Here is a 19,687-nt window from a genome sequence, read left to right on the forward strand (position 1 = left end):
GCTTCTCGCGCCACGGCCGCACGAACCTTTCCCTCAACAATCGTCAGGAGAGCTGGTGAGCCGACTCGTCGTCGTATCCAATCGCATTGCAGATCCCCGTAAAGCCGCGGCCGGCGGGCTCGCCGTCGCCGTGAAGGACAGCCTGCAGGAATCCGGCGGCGTCTGGTTCGGCTGGAGCGGGAGGCTACGCGGCGGCGACGAGCAGCCTGCGCACGGCGACGAGGTGCAGATCCAGAACGTCGGCGGCATCCAGCTCGCGACGATCGATCTCGATCCGCAGGATTACGACGCGTACTACCTCGGTTATTCGAACAACGTGCTGTGGCCGGTGTTTCACTACCGGCTCGATCTCGCGCAGTTCGACCGCCGCTTCGCCGACGGCTACCGGCGCGTGAACCAGCTGTTCGCGCGCAAGCTGCGCACGCTGCTGCGCCCCGACGACACCATCTGGGTCCACGACTACCAGCTGATTCCGCTCGCCGCCGAGCTGCGCGCGATGGGCTGCACGAACCCGATCGGCTTCTTCCTGCACATTCCGATGCCGCCGCCGCCGATCATGGCCGCGATCCCGGAACACGAATGGCTGATGCGTTCGCTGTTCGCCTACGATCTCGTCGGCTTCCAGACCGAGTCGGACCTGCTTCACTTCGAGCATTACGTCGAAGCGGAAGCCGGCGCCGCGCGGCTGCCCGACGGCCGCCTGCGCGCGTTCGGCCGCACGCTGTCGGCCGGCGCGTTCCCGATCGGCATCAACGTCGACGAGTTCGAATCGCTCGCGCGCGATCGCGACGGCCTCGACATGTTCGAGCGGATGCGCGACGAATACTCGCGCCGCCAGTTGCTGGTCGGCGTCGACCGGCTCGACTACACGAAGGGGCTGCCGCAGCGCGTGAATGCGTTCCGGCAGTTGCTCGAGCAATATCCGGAGAACCGCAACCGCGCGACGCTGATCCAGATCGCCGCGCCGAGCCGCGAGGATCTCGGCGCGTACGACGACCTGCGGCGCGAGATGGACAGCCTGTGCGGCGCGATTAACGGCGACTACGGCGAACTCGAATGGATGCCGATGCGCTACATTCACCGCACCGTCGCGCGCAAGCGCTTGCCGGGTCTCTACCGCGCGAGCCGCGTCGCGCTCGTCACGCCGCTGCGCGACGGGATGAACCTCGTCGCGAAGGAATTTCTCGCCGCACAGGATGCCGCCGATCCGGGCGTGCTCGTGCTGTCGCGTTTCGCCGGCGCGGCCGAGCAGTTGAAGTCGGCACTGCTCGTCAATCCGTACGACACGCAAGGCACCGCGCAGGCGATCCAGCGCGCGCTCACGATGCCGCTCGAAGAGCGCCGCCAGCGCCACGCAGCGCTGATGGCGATCGTGCGCAAGACCGACGTGCACTGGTGGCGCACGCGCTTTCTCAACGCGCTCGCCGAAGCGGCCGAAGTCGCGGCCGCGACCGAATCCTGACCGACCTGACGCGCGCTCACGCGTCCGTCGCCGCGTGCTCGAGCGCCGCGCCGTTCACGTCGCACAGGTCGACCGACACCGGAATGCCTTCGCGCAGGCTCTCCGTCAGTACGCAATACGCATCGAACTGATCGAGCACGCGCGTCGCGGCTGCGAGATCGGCCCATGTCTTGCCGATCGACAGCCGTACCGACATCGCGCCCACGCGCACCCGGCCCGCCTCGTTCTGCACCATGTCGACGTCGATGTGCGCGGCAATCGGCTGCGGATCGACCTGCTGCTTTTCCAGCGCGAACTGCAGGCTCGCCGCGAGACAGGTCGCGACGGCCGCGGCCAACAACCGGATCGGGTTCGGCCCGCGTCCGTCGCCGTGCGGCGGCGGTTCGTCGGTGAGCACCGGTGCCAGCGTCGTGCCGGCGAATACCACTTCGAAACAGAACCGCGCCTGCTGCGCGACATCGACCGATACGTGCGCCTCGCTCATGGCGACTCCGTGGAGATCAACGGGGAAAGGAATGACGGCACGCAGTCGCTTCGACGCGCGCCGCTCGCCGGTTCATGGCATCTTCAGCGCTCGGGTTCGCGTGGCGGCCCGTACGCGACGAAATCGCGCTCGATCGAGGACGCCTGCTCTGTCTCGACCGTGCCGCCGCGTGCGCCGGCTGCGTCGTCCGGAGCCGGCACCGACGCCGTGGCGGCCGGCGGTTCGGCGCGCCCGTCGATCAGCGCCTGCAGCGCATCACGTTCGAGCACTTCGCATTGCAGCAGCCGGCGCGCGATGCGTTCGAGCGCATCGCGACGTTCGCCGAGCGTCGCCGCGACGCGCGCATGCGCGTCGGTCAGCAACGTATGCACCTCGTCGTCGATCATCCGCGCGGTGTGCTCGCTGCAGCGCCCGTCGCCCGCATGCCATACGCCCGGCATGCCGGTACGCGTGTCGCCGTCATCGAAAGTCACCAGCCCGATCTTCTCGCTCATCCCGTACTGCATGACCATGTGGCGCGCCATCGCGGTCGCGCGCTCGAGATCGTTCTGCGCACCCGTCGACACGTCGCCGAACACGAGTTCCTCGGCAGCGCGGCCGCCGAGCAGCGCATCGATCCGGTCGAGCAGCTCGCTTCGACGCAACACGTAGCGATCCTCGGTCGGTACCTGCTGCGTATAGCCGAGCGCCGCGACACCGCGCGGAATGATCGACACCTTCTTCACCGGATCGCAATGCGCGCGGCTTTCCGCGACGAGCGCGTGGCCGGCCTCGTGATACGCGATGGTGAGCTTCTCCTGCGCGTTCATCACGCGGCTCTTGCGCTCGAGGCCCGTCAACGCGCGGTCGATCGCTTCGTCGAAATCGGCCATGCCGATCGCCGGCTTGCCGAGTTCGGCCGCATGCAGCGCGGCCTCGTTGACGACGTTCGCGAGATCCGCGCCGACGAAGCCCGGCGTGCGCGATGCAAGTTCGCCGAGATCGACGTCGGCCGCGAGCTTCACGCGCTTCACGTGCACGCCGAGGATCTGCCTTCGGCCATTCACGTCGGGCCGGTCGATCGCGATGTGGCGATCGAAGCGGCCCGGCCGCAGCAGCGCGGGATCGAGGATCTCGGGCCGGTTCGTCGCGGCCATGATGATCACGCCGGAGCCGGCCTGGAAGCCGTCCATCTCGACGAGCAACTGATTGAGCGTCTGCTCGCGTTCGTCGTTGCCCGACATCGGGCCGACGCCGCGCACCTTGCCGAGCGCATCGAGCTCGTCGACGAACACGATGCACGGCGCCTTCTGCTGCGCCTGCTCGAACAAGTCGCGCACGCGCGCCGCGCCCACGCCGACGAACATCTCGACGAACGCCGAGCCGCTGATCGAGAAGAACGGCACGGCCGCCTCGCCGGCCACCGCGCGCGCGAGCAGCGTCTTGCCGGTGCCCGGCGCGCCGACCACGAGCACGCCCTTCGGGATCTTGCCGCCGAGCCGCTGGTAACGGTCGGGGTTGCGCAGGAACGCGACGAGCTGCTGCAGCTCGGCCTTCGCTTCGTCGATGCCCGCGATATCGTCGAACGTGATGCCGGTTTCCTGCTGCACGTACACCCGCGCCCGGCTCTTGCCCATCCCGGTGAAATCCTGCAGCCCGCCGCGCCGGCGCAGCATCATGTTCCAGATGAACACGAACAGCACGAGCGGCAGCAGCCACGACGCCAGCGATGCGATCCAGCTCGTGTCGGACGCACCGTGATAACGGATGCCGGCGGCGGTCAGCGTGTCGGTCAGGTGCTCGTCGGTCACGCGGTTGGTCGTGAAGCGCCACGGCGCGCCGGCCTGCCGCACGGCCGCGGCTTCGGACGCCGGCAGCATCGTGCCGGCCTGCGGCATCTTCAGCGTGCCCGAGATCGATACGGGGCCGACTTCGAGATCGTCGACGAGCCGGGCGGCGACGAGCTGGTGGAAATCGCTGTACGCGATCGGCGCCGACGTCGGGCGCAGCATCAGCAACTGCGCGGCGAACAGCACGAAGAAGCCCGCCGCGATCAGCAATCCCGGGTAGTCGAATTTCCTGTCCATGGCAGCGGGCCGGACGTGCGCGCTACGCTTGCGTTGCGCGGCACGGCGGACGGGTGCGGGCACGCGCGCAGCCGGCGCGCGCCATCGGCGGCCATGCGGAAGCGGCATTCATGCGCGCCATCGTCGCCTCGCTTCATCGCCTCGTTCGTCGCATCAAATGGCTCCGCGGCGACGCCGTCGGCCGGCGCCGCCGGGCAATCCTCGCCCGGGCGGCTCGCTGCGACGCGCCGCCCCTGAATCCAGTCTAGTTCGCGCGCGGGCGTCGCGCATGGCCCGGGACGCGCGTCGAATCGTCCGACAAACACCTTTCATCCGCCCCCGTTGCCGCGTTATAGTCGCATTCGTGACATTTTTGTGACAGATGGATCGCGCCAGCCCATCCGTCACCGGGGCCGTTGCTTTCCATCCCGCGGCGCGGCAGCCTGTGCGACGCCGCCGCGCATCACGCCCCCGTCCACCCGCCCATTCGAGGAAACCACGACGTGAACGACACCCCCGATCGCCCCGACGACCTTCCCGCCGATCTCGACCGCCGCCGCGTGCTCGGCGGCCTCGCCGCGCTCGGTGCGGGTGTCGCGCTCAGCGGCTGTGAAACCACCGGAGGCAGCGCGCCGCGTTCGGCCGCCGACCTGCGCATCGACGAAGCGTTGCGCCAGCGCGTGCGCCACATCGTCGTGATCTATGCGGAAAACCGCAGCTTCGCGAACTTGTACGGCGATTTTCCGGGCGTGCGCCATCCGCTTAGCGAGGTGCGCCCCGAGCACGCGCAGCAGCTCGATCGCGACGGCAAGACGCCGCTGCCCGTGCTGCCGAAGATCTGGGGCGGGCTCGTGCCGCAGGCACAGGAAGTGGACGGCAAGCGCTACGCGATCGCCGAGCGCGACATCGACAAGCTGCCGAACGCGCCGTTCCTGATCAAGGACGCGCAGGGCAACCCGCTGCCCAACAGCGTGATCACGCGCGACCTGTGGCACCGCTTCTACCAGAACCAGATGCAGATCGCGGCCGGCCGCAACAACCAGTTCGCCGCGTGGGCCGATTCGGGCGGCCTCGTGATGGGTCATTACCGCAATTCGACCGACACGCTGCGGCTGTGGAATCTCGCGCGGCAATACACGCTGTGCGACAACTTCTTCATGGCGGCCTTCGGCGGGTCATGGATGAACCACATGTTCCTGATCTCCGCACAGCCGCCGCTGTATCCGGACGCGCACAAGCATCCGCATGCGGCGAAGCTGCTGTCGAAGGTCGAAGGCGACGATCCAACCGGTACGCGCCTGAAGCTCGCCGACAATTCGCCCGCGTCCGCGCTCGACGGCCCGCCGAAGTTCGTGGCCGACGGCCCGCTGACGCCGGACGGCTACGGCGTGAACACGATGGCGCCGCCGTACCAGCCGAGCTACGTGCCGCCGCCCGATCCGGGCAACGCCGCGTATGCGGATCCGGCCGACCATCGCGTGATGCCGCCGCAGGGCTATGCGACGATCGGCGACCGCCTGTCGGAAAAGAACGTCGACTGGGCGTGGTACAGCGGCGCATGGCAATACGCGCTCGAGCATCGCGACACGGGCACCGTGCCCGATTTCCAGTACCACCACCAGCCGTTCAACTATTTCGCGAACTACGCGCCGGGCACCGACGCGCGCCGCAAGCACCTGCGCGACGCGGGGCTCGGCGACGCGCCGTCGACCAACCATTTCATCGCCGACATCGACGCGGGCCGCCTGCCGGCCGTCACGTTCTACAAGCCGCAGGGCAACCTGAACATGCATGCAGGCTACGCGGACATCGAATCGGGCGACCGTCACATCGCGACCGTGATCGACCATATCCGGCGCGGGCCGCAATGGGACCACACCGTGATCGTGATGACGCACGACGAGAACGGCGGCTGGTGGGATCACGTCGCGCCGCCGGAAGGCGATCGCTGGGGGCCGGGTTCGCGGATTCCGGCGCTCGTGATCTCGCCGTTCGCGAAGAAGGGCTTCGTCGATCACACGCTGTACGACACGAACTCGATCCTGCGCTTCATCAGCCGCGTGCACGGGCTCGCGCCGCTCGACGGCGTGGTCGCGCGCAACAAGGCGTTCGCCGCGCGCGGCGCGACGCCGCCGGGTGATCTGACGAATGCGCTCGATCTGGGCTAAACGCCGACTGGCCTGACTGGCCGGCCGCCTGGCTGCTTGAAACGACGACGCCCCGGGCAATGCGATTGCCCGGGGCGTCGTTCATTGCGCGCCTGGAAACGCTACGCGGCGCGGCGCACTGCGTCGCACCCCGCTTGCGCGGCGTGACGCCCTGCCTGCCGGCCGAAGAACGTCGCGTCGGCCAGCGACAGCCCAGAGCTGTACCCGGCGCCCCAGCGCGGCAGCCCGCAGGTCGTGCGGCCCGCCGCATAGAGCCCCGGCACCGGCGCGCGTGTTGCATCGACCACCTGCCCGGTCGGCAACGTATCGAGGCCGCCGAGCGTGAAGTGCGGATAGAACGCATAGTCGATCCGGCAATCGAGCGCGACGAACGGCGGCTCGATCAGCGGCTGCAGCCATTTCTTCGCCTTGTGGAACAGCGGATCGGTGCCGTCGGCCGCATGGCGGTTGTAGACGTCGATGGTCGCCGTCAGCGTGCCGGCCGGCATCTGCAGGTCGCGTTCGACTTCCTCCCACGTTTCGCCGGCCGCCGCGATGCCGATCCGCGCGATCGCGGGCGGCTCCCGATAGGTGGCCTGATCGACGAGCAGGTAGATCCGGTCGTCGGCCTGATGGAACGCGTGATGGCCCGTGCGGCCGTGATAGCCGTCCTCGTTGATGAAACGCTGGCCGCGCGCGTTCACGAAGATCCCCTTGATCAGCGCTTCGGGCGCGTAGAACGGCAGGCTGACGAAGCCTTGATCCATGTGAATCGCCGCGCCGCCCGCGCTCTGGCCGAGCAGGATGCCCGAGCCGTCGTCGCCGGGGCTGCCGATCGGTTCGTCCGAGCGCAGGAACTGCGGCGCGTGCCGGCGCACCATGTCGCGGTTCATCGCGAAGCCGCCCGCGCACAGTATCACCGCGCGACGCGCCCGTACGAATGCCGTCTCGCCATAGGCGCGCAGCACCACGCCGCGTACGCCGCCGCCGTCGTCGACGATCAACGCGAGCGCGCGCGTGTCGTAGCGCGTCGCGACGCCGAGCGCCGCCACACGTTCGGCCAGCACGCGCATCAGCATCTGTCCGCCGCCCCAGCCCGGCCATTGCGGCGTGTGCCCGCGCGGGCACGGCTTCGCGGCCTCGCTGAACGGCCAGGCTTCCTCGCTGCCCGACCAGATCAGGCAATCGTCGGTTTCCGGTTCGACGATCCGCTCGGCGACGAACGTGTTCTTGTAGGTCAGGCCCTGCGCGACGAGCCAGTCGTGGTGCGCCAGGCTGTCGTTCGCGTAGAGGCGCACTTTCGCCTCGTCGGCGTCGCGGCCGCCGGCCAGCATCAGGTAGCGGTACAGATCCTCGGTGTCGTCGGTAAAGCCGGCCTGCCGTTGCGCGGGTGTGCCGCCGCTGCCGCCGAGGTAGATCTCGCCGCCCGACAGCGCGCTCGTGCCGCCGAAGCTCGACGCGCGCTCCACGATCAGCGTGTCGGCGCCGGCGCTCGCGGCTTCGATCGCCGCGCAGGCACCGGCCGCGCCGAAGCCGACGATCACGACATCGTGTTCGGCGTCCCAACGATGCACGTCGCGGGTATTCAGGGGGTGAGTCAGGGAATAGTCGGATGACATGAGGAATGGGTCAGCGTTTGGGGAAATCTGCGGAAAGCGATGGAGGTGGCGAGGGACTGACGCGGACGTTGCTGCGGGCCCCGTTGCCGAGGCGGACGTACGACGGTGCGCGTGCAACGCGCACGTCCGTCTCTCGTCCGGTTGAAGTCGAAGCGCGTAAAGCGGGATCGGCGCGCGGCGACTCCACCGTTGCCGTAGCGAATCGCATCCATACGCCATCGCGCCGCCACGGCTTCCGCGCTGCGCGGCGCGCGGCCGCGCCGGTGTCACATGCCGCGCATCGCGGCGAAACCGAAGTGCGACGGATCGATCGGCACGCAACCGGTCGGCAGGCCGTTCGCGTCGACCGAACGGCATTGCAGGATGCCGGCCGCATACGGCGGCGACGGGACCTGATCGGCGCCGTATCGCGCCATCGCCATGGCAGCGAACGTCCCTATCGCCAATACGCACAGCTTGCGAGTCGTCAGTCTCATGATCGTCGTCCCCTCCGGTTGTCCGCTGGTGCGGTTCGTGTCCGGCGTGCATCGCATGCGGCACCGGATGACTGCACGGTAGCCAGCGCCCGGCCGCCGGCCATCGTCCATTTCGACTAGGGGCAAACGCTGAGCGGACGATTTGCGGCCTGACGCGTCGCAACATCGCGCGCCGCGGCTTCGCCCACGCGGAGGAAACGCGGCACGTCGCGCGCCTGCCGCGGCCGGTCGCACGCATCGTCAGACGCATCTCGCACACCGGTCGCTGCGCCGCACCATCCCCGCGCCCTCACGTGACGCGTGGCGGCGTGCCCCGGTGTTTTCCCCGACCCTCGCCCTGCTCCGTATGGATGATGAATCCCGGCCTGCGCGATGCGAACCTGCGCGTCGACGTCGCAATGCCGTCGCGTCGGCCCGCCTTGCGCGGCCCACGCGTTCCGTTCTTCCACGGGAGCCCACGCATGACCGATTCCAATCCCCGCCACGCGCTGTACGAACTGGCGTGCCGCTACGCGCAAGCCGTCGACCGGCGCGACTGGCCACGCCTCACCACGCTCTTCACCCCCGACGCCACGCTGGCCGGCCCCGGCTTCCGCTTCGACGACCGCGACGCGATCGTCGCGGGCATGCGCGTGATCGAGCGCTACGAAGCAACCCAGCATCACGTGCACAACCAGCTCGTCACGCTCGACGGCGGCGAGGCCGACGTCGAAACCTACGGCGTCGCCTGCCACGTCTACGTGCGCGACGGCGTGAAGCGCAAGCTCGACTGGGGGCTGCGCTATCGCGACCGCTGCGTGTTCGACGGCGACACGTGGCGCTTCGCTGCGCGCACGCTGCACGTCGACTGGGCCCAAGATCTGCCGCTGGAGGGCTGAACGATGCGCACCTCCGCTCCCCTCGCCGGCCGCACTGCACTCGTGACGGGCGGCGCCGGCGGCATCGGCGCGGCCTGCGCGCATGCGCTCGTCGCCGACGGCGCGGCCGTCGTGCTGATGGGCCGCCGCCGCGACGCGCTCGAACGCACGCAGCGGCAACTGACCGACGCTGTGCCCGGCAGCCGCGTCGCGATCCATGCGGGCGACGCCTGCGACGAAAGCGACCTGCAGGCCGCGCTCGACTGCGCGTGGGCGCTCGACCATCGCCTCGACATCGTCGTGCCGACGGTCGGCGGAGCGGGCTTCCGGCCGCTGCTGCTGCACGACGCCGACACCTTCCGCGCGGAAATCGACCTGAACCTGCACAGCGCGTTCGCCGCGATCCGTCATGCGGCGCCGCGGCTCGCCGACAGCGGCGGCGGCGCGATCGTCTGCATTTCGTCGACGGCCGCACAGATCAATTTCCGCTGGCTGTCCGCGTACTGCGCCGCGAAGGCCGCGCTCGAAGCGCTCGTGCGCGGCGCGGCCGAGGAACTGGCCGGCGCGAGGATCCGCGTGAACGCCGTGCGCCCGGGCCTCACGCGCTCCGAAGCCACCGCGCCGATGTTCGACAACCGCGCGCTCGTCGACAGCTTTCTCGAACAGATCCCGCTCGGCACGCTCGGCGAACCCGAAGCGATCGCGCACGCGGTGCGCTATCTCGCCGGCCCCGAGTCGGGCTGGGTGACCGGCCAGAGCTTCGCGGTCGATGGCGGCCATGAGCTGCGCACCAACCCGCGCGTCGACGACACGATCGCGCAGATCTACGGCACGGCCGCGCTCGACGCGATCAAGGCCGGCCGTGTGCCGGGCGCCGCATGAGCGCGCCTTCTTTCAACGTCAAAGGAATCCGAACGAACATGAATCGAGTCGCAAACAAGGTCGCTCTGGTCACCGGCGCGGCAAGCGGCGTCGGCCGCGCGGATGCGCTGCTGCTCGCCGCGGAAGGCGCGCGTGTCGTGCTGACCGACATCGACGAGGACGCGGGCCGTGCGCTCGCCCGCGAGATCGGCGACGCGGCGCTGTTCGTCCGCCACGACATCGCCGACGAAGCCGGTTGGCAGCACGCGATCGCATCGACGCTCGACCGCTTCGGCCGCCTCGACGTGCTCGTCAACAACGCGGCGATCTGCCCGGTCGGTTCGATCGAGGACACGAGCCTCGACACGTGGCGGCGCGTGATGCGTACCAACGCCGATGGCTATTTCCTCGGCTGCCAATACGCGATCGGCGCGATGAAGGGCAACGACACGCCGGGCTCGATCGTGATGATGTCGTCGGTCGCCGCGCTCGGCGGGCTGCCGATGATGTGCGCGTACACCGGGTCGAAAGGCGCGGTGACGGCGCTCGCACGCAGCGTCGCCGTGCACTGCAAGCGCAGCGGCTACCGGATCCGCTGCAATTCGATCCATCCGGACGGGATCTGGACGCCGATGACGCAGGCGCTGATGCCCGATCTCGACGCCGCCGCGCTCGGCATTGGCAGCGATCCGATGGCGCGCATGTGCGACCCGCAGGACGTCGCGAATCTCGTGCTGTTCCTCGCGTCCGACGAATCGCGTTTCGTGAACGGTGCGGAGCTGCGGATCGACAACGCGCAACTGGTGTCGTCGCTGTGACGCGGCCCACTGCCTTCCCGTTCAAAGGAGTCCATCGATGATTTCATTCACCGGCAAGACCGTGCTGGTCACCGGCGGCGGCGCGGGAATCGGCCGCGCATGCGCGGAAGCGTTCGGCGCGGCCGGTGCGCGCGTCGCGGTAGCCGAGATCGACCCGGCCCGCGCGCAGGACGTGCGCCACGCACTCGAAGCGGCAGGCGTCGACGCGCTCGTCGGCACCGTGGACGTCACGCGCCGCGACGAGGTCGAAGCATTCGCGCGAAGCGTCGACGCACGCTTCGGCGGCCTCGACGTGCTCGTCAACAACGTGGGCGATTTCCTGCAGATCGCGAAACCGTTCGACGACTGCACCGACGACGACATCGCACGGCTGTTCGACGTGAACCTGCGCCAGGTCTTCCTCGTCACGCGCGCGATGCTGCCGTTGCTGCGCAAGCGCGGCGCGGCGCGGGCAGCAGCATCGTCGGCGTGTCGTCGATCGAAGGCTTTCGCGCGATTCCGAACTGCACCGTGTACGCGTCGTTCAAGGCCGCATTGACCGGTTTCACGAAGAGCCTTTCGCTCGAACTCGCGCCGGCCGGCATTCGCGTGAACCAGATCGCACCCGAAACCACCGAGACGCCGCAGGTACCTGTCAGTGCGATGGTCGCGGCCGAGCATCACGGGCACATTCCGCGCTGGATCCCGCTCGGGCGCTTCGGCGCGGCCGGCGATATCGCGGGCGCCGCACTATTCCTCGCGAGCCCGCTCGCCGCGTGGGTCACCGGCACGACGCTGCACGTCGACGGCGGCGCGCTCGCGGCGGCCGGCTGGTATCGCGACCCGAACGGCTTCTGGACCAACCTGCCCGTCGTCACGGGCAACGGCTTCAATTTCTGAGCGGCACCGCTCGCCTGTTCATTTCACGCGGCGAAATGGCGCCGCTTTCGGAGACATCATGAAGATCCTGATCGTCGGCGGCACCGGCCTCATCGGCGGCCATGCCGCGCTGCACCTGCATGCGCAGGGCAACCTCGTCACGCTCGCCGCGCGCAAGCCGCCCGCACCCGGCAGCGCGCTCGCGCGGTTCGACGTGCTGCTGCGCGACTACGTGGCCGGCAACTTCACGCGCGACGACCTTGCACCGTTCAATGCCGTGGTGTTCGCGGCCGGCAACGACATCCGCCACCTGCCGCCCGGCACCGACGAAGCCGCGCACTGGGAACGCGCGAACGTCGACGCGGTGCCGCGCTTCTTTGCGCTGGCGCGCGAGGCGGGCGTGAAGCGTGCGGTGCTGGTCGGCAGCTTCTATCCGCAGGTCGCGCCGGCGCTCGTCGACACGGTGCCGTACGTGCGCTCGCGCCATCTCGCCGACGAACGCGTGCGTGCGCTCGCGACGCCGTCGTTCGCCGTGTGCAGCGTCAACGCGCCGTTCGTCGTCGGGTCGGTGCCGGGGCTGCGCAACGAGATGTTCGCGGCGTACACGCGCTACGCGCAGGGCCAGTTCGCGGGGCTGCCCGTGTTCGGGCCGGCCGGCGGCAGCAACTTCATCTCGACGCAATCGCTGTCGGAAGCGATCTGGGGCGCGCTGCAGCGCGGCGAAGCGGGCAAGGCGTACCTCGTCGGCGACGAGAATCTCAGCTTCGCCGATTACTTCGCGGCCTTCTTCCGCGCGGCCGGCAATCCGCAGGACGTGCCGTCGCTCGACCAGGAGCATCCGCTGTTGCCCGACATCGCGATCTACACGGGGCGCGGCAACGTCGTGTCGTACGAGCCCGATCCGGCCGACAGCGCGCTGCTGCGCTACCGGCGCGGCGACGTGCTGCGCGCGGTGGACGAAGTCGTCGCGCATTGCCGCGCGCAGTAAGCGAACGGCGCGTGTGCGGGGCCGATGCAAAAACGTCCCGCCGCCGGCGATGCATGCCGGCGGCGGGACGTCAGGATGACTATACGAATGCGAACCGTCAGGCGCCGATGCGCTGCTCGATCTTCTTCATCGTGTCGGTCATTTCGGCCGGCAGGCGCAGCTTCAGCGTATCGAACAACGCCGCATGAAGCTTCAGCTCCTCGCGCCATTCATCGGCGTTCATCGACGTCACCGCATCGAACTGATCGCGCGTGAAATCGAGGCCGTCCCAGTGCAGGTCCTCATACGCGGGCGACACGCCGAACGCATGTTCGCCGCCACCACCGGTGCCTTCGAGACGATCGAGCATCCACTTCAGCACGCGCATGTTCTCGCCGAAGCCCGGCCACACGAACTTGCCGTTCGCATCCTTGCGGAACCAGTTCACGCAGTAGATTTTCGGCAGTGTCGCGCCCGCGCCTTCGAGCTGCTTGCCGAGCTTGAGCCAGTGCGCGAAATAATCGCTGACGTTGTAGCCGCAGAACGGCAGCATCGCGAACGGATCGCGGCGCACGATGCCCTGCTGGCCGACCGCCGCGGCAGTGGTTTCCGAGCCCATCGTCGCGGCCATGTACACGCCCTCGACCCAGTCGCGCGCCTCGGTCACGAGCGGCACGGTCGTGGAACGGCGGCCGCCGAAGATGAAGGCGTCGATCGGCACGCCGGCCGGGTTCTCCCAGTCGCCGTCGATCGACGGGCACTGCGCGGCCGGCGCCGTGAAGCGCGAATTCGGATGCGCGGCCTTGCGGCCCGTCTCCTTGCCGATCTCCGGCGTCCACGGGTTGCCCTGCCAGTCGGTCAGCTTCGCGGGCGGCGTGTCGGTCAGCCCTTCCCACCACACGTCGCCGTCTTCCGTCAGCGCGACGTTCGTGAAGATCACGTTCTCGGTGAGCGTCGAGATCGCGTTCGGGTTGGTCTTCACGCCGGTGCCCGGCGCGACGCCGAAGAAGCCCGCTTCCGGGTTGATCGCATACAGTCGGCCGTCGCGGCCCGGCTTCAGCCACGCGATGTCGTCGCCGATCGTCGTGACCTTCCAGCCTTTGAAGCCCTGCGGCGGAATCAGCATCGCGAAGTTGGTCTTGCCGCACGCGGACGGGAACGCCGCCGCGACGTGATACTTCTTGCCGGCCGGCGACGTCACGCCGAGGATCAGCATGTGTTCGGCGAGCCAGCCCTGGTCGCGGCCCATCGTCGACGCGATACGGAGCGCGAAACACTTCTTGCCGAGCAGCGCATTGCCGCCGTAGCCCGAGCCAAAGCTCCAGATCTCGCGCGTCTCGGGGAAATGCACGATGTACTTGACCGGATTACACGGCCACGGCACATCCTGCTGGCCGGCTTCGAGCGGATGGCCGACGCTGTGCACGCACGGCACGAACTCGCCGTCCTCGCCCAGCACGTCGTACACCTCACGACCCATGCGCGTCATGATCCGCATGTTCACGACGACGTACGGGCTGTCGGACAGCTCGACGCCGACGTGCGCGATTGGCGAGCCGAGCGGGCCCATCGAAAACGGCACGACGTACAGCGTGCGGCCGCGCATCGAGCCGCGGAACAGGCCGTTGAGCGTCTCGCGCATTTCGGCGGGTTCGATCCAGTGGTTGGTCGGGCCGACGTCGTCGCGCGAGGCCGCGCAGATGAACGTGCGATCCTCGACGCGCGCGACGTCGGACGGATCGGATTGTGCAAGATACGAGTTCGGGCGCTTCGCCGGGTTCAGGCGCGTGAGCGTGCCCTGGTCGACCATCGCCTGGCACAGCGCGTCGTTTTCTTCCTGCGAACCGTCACACCACACGACGCGCTCGGGCTCCGTCAGCGCCGCGATACGCGACACCCAGTCGATCAGCTTGCGATGTTTGACGAAAGCCGGCGGAGCGATCAGCGGGCCGTGTGTTGCTTCGGCCAAAGTGTTTTGCGACATGAGAATGTCTCCAGATTATTGGGCGGGGATGGGGGTTGCGGGGCGAGCCCGCGAGATGGGGTATGCGATTGGAGCGCAGGGTGCGGCGGCGCGCAGGACGGGACGCGCGAGCGGAGCGCGCGTCGATGCCGCGATGCGTGCGAGAGAAGGTGATGTCTCTTTAGTAATTGCGAACGCGAGTTTCGCCATACAAGCAACCTGCCGTACAACTCCATGACGGCCAGCATACCATCGCCGTTATTCGGCAAACGTTGCGTTGCAACAAGAAACAACTATGTCGGCGAGCCGGCACGCCGGTTGCATGTGCGTGCTTTTTACAGCGCCAGGGCGCGCGCTTTGGGGACGAAACGGCCAGGACGGCCGTCCGGCAAGGGTTTCGCGGAAGCGGCAAATTTGCCGCGCCGCTCACGCGTGAGGCCCACGCGAGCGCGGGCCGGGCGAATTCACGTTTTCGCTACTCAGGCAAACCCTGAATTAGGTTGCGTACACAAACATCCGACGTGAGCGTGTCGCAAGCACCCCTGCTCAAAACGGCGCGCCGGGCAATCCGGGGTAATACGCGCCTGCCGCCATCCCGCCGTCGACGGCCAGCTCGGCGCCGTTGCAGTACGACGCTTCGTCGCTCGCGAGGAACAGCGTCGCGCGCGCGATTTCGTCCGGCAGGCCGACGCGTTGCAGCGGCACGTTCGCATAGTGCTGGTTGATTTCCTCGAGCGGCGCGCCGGTCGGGTTCGACATCGCGGTGTTCACGCCGCCCGGATGAATCGAATTCACGCGCACGCCCTGATGGCCGAGTTCGAGCGCCGCGACCTTCGTCAGCCCGCGCACGCCCCACTTGCTCGACACGTACGCGGCCAGCGCGTTCACGCCGCGCAGCCCGTCGACCGACGAGATGTTGACGATCGACCCGCTCTTCTGCGCGATCATGCGCGGCGCGATGGTCCGGATGCCGACGAACGTCCCGACGAGGTTGATCGACACCGCGCGCTCGAAATCGCGTTTCGACAGCTCCGTGATGCCGCCGAACGTCAGCACGGCTGCATTGTTGACCAGTACGTCGATCCGGCCGAACTGCTCCATCGTCGCGTCGGTCACGCGCACCCAGCTCGCTTCGTCGGCGACGTCGAGCCGCACGAAGCGCGCCGCGTCGCCGAGCTCGCGCGCGAGCGCTTCGCCTTCCGCATCGAGCACGTCGCCGATCACGACGCGCGCGCCTTCCTCGACGAACAGCCGGCACGTTGCCGCGCCCATGCCACGCGCACCGCCCGTGACGATCGCTACCTTTCCTTCCAGTCGACCCATGTCGTCCTCGCTTCGATTCCGGATTGCCGGCGGCCGCGCTACGCCCATGCGCGGGTTTGCCGTCCCATGTTTCGCGCGCGGCCCCAGTGCCGCGCACCTTCGATTCCCGCCTTCAACCCCAGTACGCCTGCCCGCCGTCGAGCGGCAGCGTCGCGCCCGTCAGGTAGGCGGCATCGCGACTCGCCAGAAACACGATCGCGCGCCCGATGTCCTGCTCGCAGTCGCCGACGCGGCCGAGCGGAATCGTGCGGAAAAACGCCGCGGCTTCCTGCGGATTTGCGTCGACCCAGCCTTTCAGGCCCGGCGACAACGCATGCGGCGCGACCGCGTTCACGCGGATGCCGTCCACGCCCCATTCGCAGGCCGCCGCGCGCGTCAGCGCACGAATCGCCTCCTTGGTCGCCGCGTACGCGCCGTAGCCGGACGCATCCCAGCGCACCGCGGCCGACGACGCGAAATTGACGATCACGCCGTCACCCTTCAGATGCGGATGGCACGCGCGCATCATGCGCAGCGTCGCGATCGGCCCCGATTCGAGCCCCGCCAGGAAACTCGCGTCGGTCACGTCGAGCAAACGGCCGAGCGGCACGACCTGCGCGTTGTTGATCAGGATCTGCACGCCACCGAACCGCGCGACGACGTTGTCGACGCATTGCGCGATCTGCGTCGCGTCCATCACGTCGCACACGAACGGGTCGGCCACGCCGCCGCGTGCACGGATCGCCTCGCAGGTCGCGAGCAGTTTGTCGAGGGTGCGACCAACCACCGCGACGTGCGCCCCTTCCGCCGCGAGCGCCTGCGCGACGCCCTGGCCGACGCCCTGCCCCGCGCCCGTCACGAGCGCGACCTTGCCTGTCAGGATGCCCATGCGTGCTCCTCAGGCGACGATCGCCGGATGCGCCTGCACGGGGCCGCCGAGCAGTTCGCGGTAGGAAGGCGGCTGCTTGCCGTCGAGATCGGCGATGCCGTACCGCAGCGCGGCTTCCGCGCCGACGAGCACCTGCCCCGACAACGCCATGCGCTGCGGATCGCCGTGGATCGCGTGAATCACGCGGCCCGTGAATTCGGGGCTTTCCGCGACGAGCGAGAATTCCTTGTACAGATCCGGGTGTGCTTCCCACACGCGCGTCGTGCGCTCGGTGCGCAGCGGGCCCATCCAGATCGACACGGCTGCGACGTCGAACGGCTTCAGGTCGACGGCCATGTCCTTCGCGAACTTGTCGACGCCGGACTTCTGCGCGCCGTACGCCGCGCCGTGCATGTAGCAGCTCGCGCCGAACGACGACGTGAACGCGATCAGCCCGCTGCGGCGCCGCGCCATCAGTCGCGCCGCGTGCCAGCTCGCGACATAGGCCGAGCGCAGCCCGACATCGAGGATGTTGACGAGATCGAGCGACTTCTCCCAGAACGGGCCCGGCAGGATCAGCTGATCGTGCAGGTAGGTCGCGTTGTTGACGAGCATGTCGAGCCGCCCGCTTTCGCGCTCGACGCGCTCGAACAGCGCCTGCACCTGGGCGTCGTCCGCGTGGTCGCAGGCCACCGCGATTCCGCGCCCGCCGAGCGCATCGATCTCGCGTGCGGTCTCGTGGATCGTGCCGGGCAGCGGCGCATCGCCTTCGTTCTGCGAGCGGGCCGTTACATAGACGGTCATGCCGGCCGCGCCGAGCGCGCGCGCGATGCCCTTGCCCGCGCCGCGCGAGGCGCCCGTCACGACGGCGACCGGCGCCTCGTGGTGCTGTGTCATGTTCGATGTCTCCTGTGGAATGTGCTGGGCGCCACGTGGATGGCGTTCGCGTGCGTCACGCGGCCGCCGGCTGCGTGCCGGCGAACAGCACGCCCGGCGCATCGCCTTCGTAGCGGGCCGACAGCGTCGACGTGACGACGCAGCGCGTGCCCGCGATCTTCCATTCGCCGTCGACCTTCCGGTATGCGTCGTCGTAGTACGCGCCGAGCTGCGTGAGCGTGCGCGCATTCGTGTCGATCATCTGGTAGTGCAGGCCCCACGTGCCGCGTGCATGCGTCGCGTCGAGCACATCGATCTCGGGATTCACGCCGTGGTGCATCTCGACGATGTGCGGATGGCAGCCCAGTTGCGCGAAGACGTCGACGAGCGCGTCGCGTGTATCGAACGTGCCGATCCGGCCGTAGTCGATCTGCACGGGGCCGGGCGCGAAGCAGTCGCGCATCCCTTCCGGATCCTTGCGGTCGCAGCAGGTGAAGTAGCGCGCCTTCAGCCGGCGGATTGCGTCGGCGTCCTCGAGCCGGCGCACGCGCGCTTCCAGCGATTCGATGAGGGTCATCCTGTCTCCTTGTTCGGTGCCGGCGCGGTTCGAACGCCGCGTCGATGCCACGTTACCGCCGCGCGATGGGCCGGCCATCACCCGTTCGGATGAACTCCGCGATTCGTTTCGGCCGCGCTGTTGGCGCGTGTCTACGGCGTTCGTCCGAACAGACGATGTGATGCAGGCGGCTTCGTTCCTACTATCGAACGACACCACCACGAGACCCGGCGATGGACGACACGACCCGCACGCTCCACGAGTACGAGCAGATCCGACAGTTGAAGTACCGGTATTTCCGCGCGGTCGACACGCACGATTGGGCACTGCTCGCCGATTGCCTGACCGAAGACTGCGAGGCGCGGCTGTATGGCGGCAGCTATGCGTACGATGGCCGCGACGCATTCGTGTCGAGCCTGCGCGCGCTGATCGGCAAGCCGACCTTCCTGACGATGCATCACGGCCATCACCCCGAGCTCACGCTGGTGTCGGCCGATCACGCGTGCGGCGTGTGGTTTCTCGAGGATCACGCAATCAATCTTGAGGATGACTACCTGCTGCACGGCACCGCGTTCTACGACGACCAGTACGTGAAACGCGATGGCGTGTGGCGCATTCACGCGACGCGCCACGAGCGGCTGTTCGAAACCGTCACGTCGCCGATTCCACCGTCGTTCACGCTGACCGCGAACCGGTTCGCGCCGGATGCGCATCGGACGGCCGGATCGACAGAAGCCGCTTCCTGAATCCCGGCGGCGATGCCGCCGATCCTGTCATTTCCTTCTGGAGCCGGAGCAATGGAGAAAGTTATTTACGTGTTGTGGCGCGATACGCAGGCCGCGCCCGATCAGTGGAGCCGCACGGTGCGCGCTCAGCTCGCCGACAAGCTGCTGTCGCTCGGCGCGCACAGCGTGCAGGTGAACGTCACCGATGCGGATGTCGCGCCGGCCGCCGGCTTGAAGCAGACCAACACGCACCCTGCCATCGACGGAATCGTCGCGGTGTGGGTCGATAGCGCGAATGCGATGTTCCGTCAGCCGTTCGACGACGCGGTGCGCGCCGTGGTCCCGCACATGGCGGCGTATCTCGTCACCGAGTCGCAGCCGATTCCGAATACGCGCTTTCCCGCGCGGCCGGGCGAGCGGACGACGGGCTTTTCGCAGCTCGCGTTTTTGAAGCGGCCGCCGCGGCTGACGCATGAAGCGTGGCTCGATGTGTGGCACGGGCATCACACGCGCGTCGCGATCGATACGCAGGACAATTTCCTGTATGTGCAGAACGTCGTCGTGCGCGCGCTCACGCATGCGGCGCCGGGGTACGACGCGATCGTCGAGGAATGCTTCCCCGCTGCCGCGATGACCGATCCGCATGCGTTCTTCGATGCGGTCGGCGATGACGAGAAATTCCAGCGGAACGTGGCGGAAATGATGGACAGCTGCGGGCGCTTCATCGATTTCGACAAGATCGATGTGGTGCCGACGAGTCAGTATGTGGTGAAGGCGGTGCGGGGGTAAGGTCGGGGGATCGC

Annotated in this window: 17 protein-coding genes and 1 pseudogene; 9 read left to right on the forward strand and 9 right to left on the reverse strand. The window is 68.4% G+C overall.

Annotated elements, in window-relative coordinates; genetic code table 11:
* Positions 1 to 55: 55 nt before the first annotated feature.
* Positions 56 to 1,462, forward strand: coding sequence for an alpha,alpha-trehalose-phosphate synthase (UDP-forming) (gene otsA, locus LGM89_RS00235; protein WP_226271912.1), 1,407 nt, complete (start codon positions 56 to 58; stop codon positions 1,460 to 1,462).
* 16 nt (positions 1,463 to 1,478) lie between these two features.
* Here the strand turns inward: otsA and LGM89_RS00240 are convergent, their stop codons facing one another.
* Complete coding sequence (locus tag LGM89_RS00240) at positions 1,479 to 1,946, reverse strand: OsmC family protein (protein ID WP_089496891.1); 468 nt, start codon at positions 1,944 to 1,946, stop codon at positions 1,479 to 1,481.
* An 83-nt stretch (positions 1,947 to 2,029) separates the two neighbouring features.
* Positions 2,030 to 4,012, reverse strand: coding sequence for an ATP-dependent zinc metalloprotease FtsH (gene ftsH, locus LGM89_RS00245; RefSeq protein ID WP_089498123.1), 1,983 nt, complete (start codon positions 4,010 to 4,012; stop codon positions 2,030 to 2,032).
* Between the two features lie 482 nt (positions 4,013 to 4,494).
* Here ftsH and LGM89_RS00250 point away from each other — a divergent pair, with 482 nt between their 5' ends.
* On the forward strand, positions 4,495 to 6,159 hold the full coding sequence (locus LGM89_RS00250) for an acid phosphatase (RefSeq protein WP_226271913.1): 1,665 nt from the start codon (positions 4,495 to 4,497) through the stop codon (positions 6,157 to 6,159).
* 101 nt (positions 6,160 to 6,260) lie between these two features.
* Here the strand turns inward: LGM89_RS00250 and LGM89_RS00255 are convergent, their stop codons facing one another.
* Together LGM89_RS00255 and LGM89_RS00260 are read right to left on the reverse strand one after the other, a co-directional pair.
* Positions 6,261 to 7,757 carry an FAD-dependent oxidoreductase gene (locus LGM89_RS00255; protein ID WP_226271914.1) on the reverse strand — a complete coding sequence of 499 codons (1,497 nt, stop codon included), beginning with the start codon at positions 7,755 to 7,757 and terminating at the stop codon, positions 6,261 to 6,263.
* A 266-nt stretch (positions 7,758 to 8,023) separates the two neighbouring features.
* Positions 8,024 to 8,233 (reverse strand): hypothetical protein, encoded by a 210-nt coding sequence (locus LGM89_RS00260; RefSeq protein WP_089427420.1) that lies wholly within the window; start codon positions 8,231 to 8,233, stop codon positions 8,024 to 8,026.
* Positions 8,234 to 8,694: 461 nt separating this feature from the next.
* On the opposite strand from LGM89_RS00260, the gene LGM89_RS00265 reads away from it, so the two are divergent.
* The 5 genes and pseudogenes from LGM89_RS00265 (at position 8,695) to LGM89_RS00285 (ending at position 12,615) form a co-directional block, all read left to right on the forward strand.
* Complete coding sequence (locus tag LGM89_RS00265; RefSeq protein ID WP_226271915.1) at positions 8,695 to 9,111, forward strand: nuclear transport factor 2 family protein; 417 nt, start codon at positions 8,695 to 8,697, stop codon at positions 9,109 to 9,111.
* Between the two features lie 3 nt (positions 9,112 to 9,114).
* On the forward strand, positions 9,115 to 9,972 hold the full coding sequence (locus LGM89_RS00270; RefSeq protein WP_226203151.1) for an SDR family NAD(P)-dependent oxidoreductase: 858 nt from the start codon (positions 9,115 to 9,117) through the stop codon (positions 9,970 to 9,972).
* 38 nt (positions 9,973 to 10,010) lie between these two features.
* A complete protein-coding gene (locus LGM89_RS00275) occupies positions 10,011 to 10,769 on the forward strand; it encodes an SDR family oxidoreductase (protein WP_089496887.1) in 759 nt (252 codons plus the stop codon).
* 40 nt (positions 10,770 to 10,809) lie between these two features.
* Positions 10,810 to 11,648, forward strand: a pseudogene (locus tag LGM89_RS37355) (SDR family NAD(P)-dependent oxidoreductase).
* A 58-nt stretch (positions 11,649 to 11,706) separates the two neighbouring features.
* Positions 11,707 to 12,615 (forward strand): NAD-dependent epimerase/dehydratase family protein, encoded by a 909-nt coding sequence (locus LGM89_RS00285; protein WP_226271916.1) that lies wholly within the window; start codon positions 11,707 to 11,709, stop codon positions 12,613 to 12,615.
* Between the two features lie 97 nt (positions 12,616 to 12,712).
* On the opposite strand, the gene LGM89_RS00290 is transcribed toward LGM89_RS00285, so the two are convergent.
* The 5 genes from LGM89_RS00290 to LGM89_RS00310 form a co-directional block, all read right to left on the reverse strand.
* The gene (locus tag LGM89_RS00290; RefSeq protein WP_089496884.1) at positions 12,713 to 14,578 is read right to left on the reverse strand and encodes a phosphoenolpyruvate carboxykinase (GTP); all 1,866 of its coding nucleotides are present in this window, start codon (positions 14,576 to 14,578) and stop codon (positions 12,713 to 12,715) included.
* A gap of 525 nt (positions 14,579 to 15,103) precedes the next feature.
* Complete coding sequence (locus tag LGM89_RS00295) at positions 15,104 to 15,880, reverse strand: glucose 1-dehydrogenase (RefSeq protein ID WP_226271917.1); 777 nt, start codon at positions 15,878 to 15,880, stop codon at positions 15,104 to 15,106.
* A gap of 112 nt (positions 15,881 to 15,992) precedes the next feature.
* Positions 15,993 to 16,748: an SDR family NAD(P)-dependent oxidoreductase gene (locus LGM89_RS00300; RefSeq protein WP_089496882.1), complete on the reverse strand. Its 756-nt coding sequence runs from the start codon at positions 16,746 to 16,748 to the stop codon at positions 15,993 to 15,995.
* A 9-nt stretch (positions 16,749 to 16,757) separates the two neighbouring features.
* The gene (locus LGM89_RS00305) at positions 16,758 to 17,624 is read right to left on the reverse strand and encodes an SDR family NAD(P)-dependent oxidoreductase (RefSeq protein WP_226271918.1); all 867 of its coding nucleotides are present in this window, start codon (positions 17,622 to 17,624) and stop codon (positions 16,758 to 16,760) included.
* 55 nt (positions 17,625 to 17,679) lie between these two features.
* Positions 17,680 to 18,180 (reverse strand): nuclear transport factor 2 family protein, encoded by a 501-nt coding sequence (locus LGM89_RS00310; RefSeq protein ID WP_089496880.1) that lies wholly within the window; start codon positions 18,178 to 18,180, stop codon positions 17,680 to 17,682.
* 212 nt (positions 18,181 to 18,392) lie between these two features.
* Between LGM89_RS00310 and LGM89_RS00315 the strand changes: the two genes are divergently transcribed.
* A complete protein-coding gene (locus LGM89_RS00315; RefSeq protein WP_226271919.1) occupies positions 18,393 to 18,905 on the forward strand; it encodes a nuclear transport factor 2 family protein in 513 nt (170 codons plus the stop codon).
* A 51-nt stretch (positions 18,906 to 18,956) separates the two neighbouring features.
* Complete coding sequence (locus LGM89_RS00320; RefSeq protein ID WP_226272461.1) at positions 18,957 to 19,673, forward strand: EthD domain-containing protein; 717 nt, start codon at positions 18,957 to 18,959, stop codon at positions 19,671 to 19,673.
* The last annotated feature ends 14 nt before the right edge of the window (positions 19,674 to 19,687 follow it).

The organism is Burkholderia sp. AU31624 (assembly GCF_020420065.1).
Classification (GTDB): Bacteria; Pseudomonadota; Gammaproteobacteria; order Burkholderiales; family Burkholderiaceae; genus Burkholderia.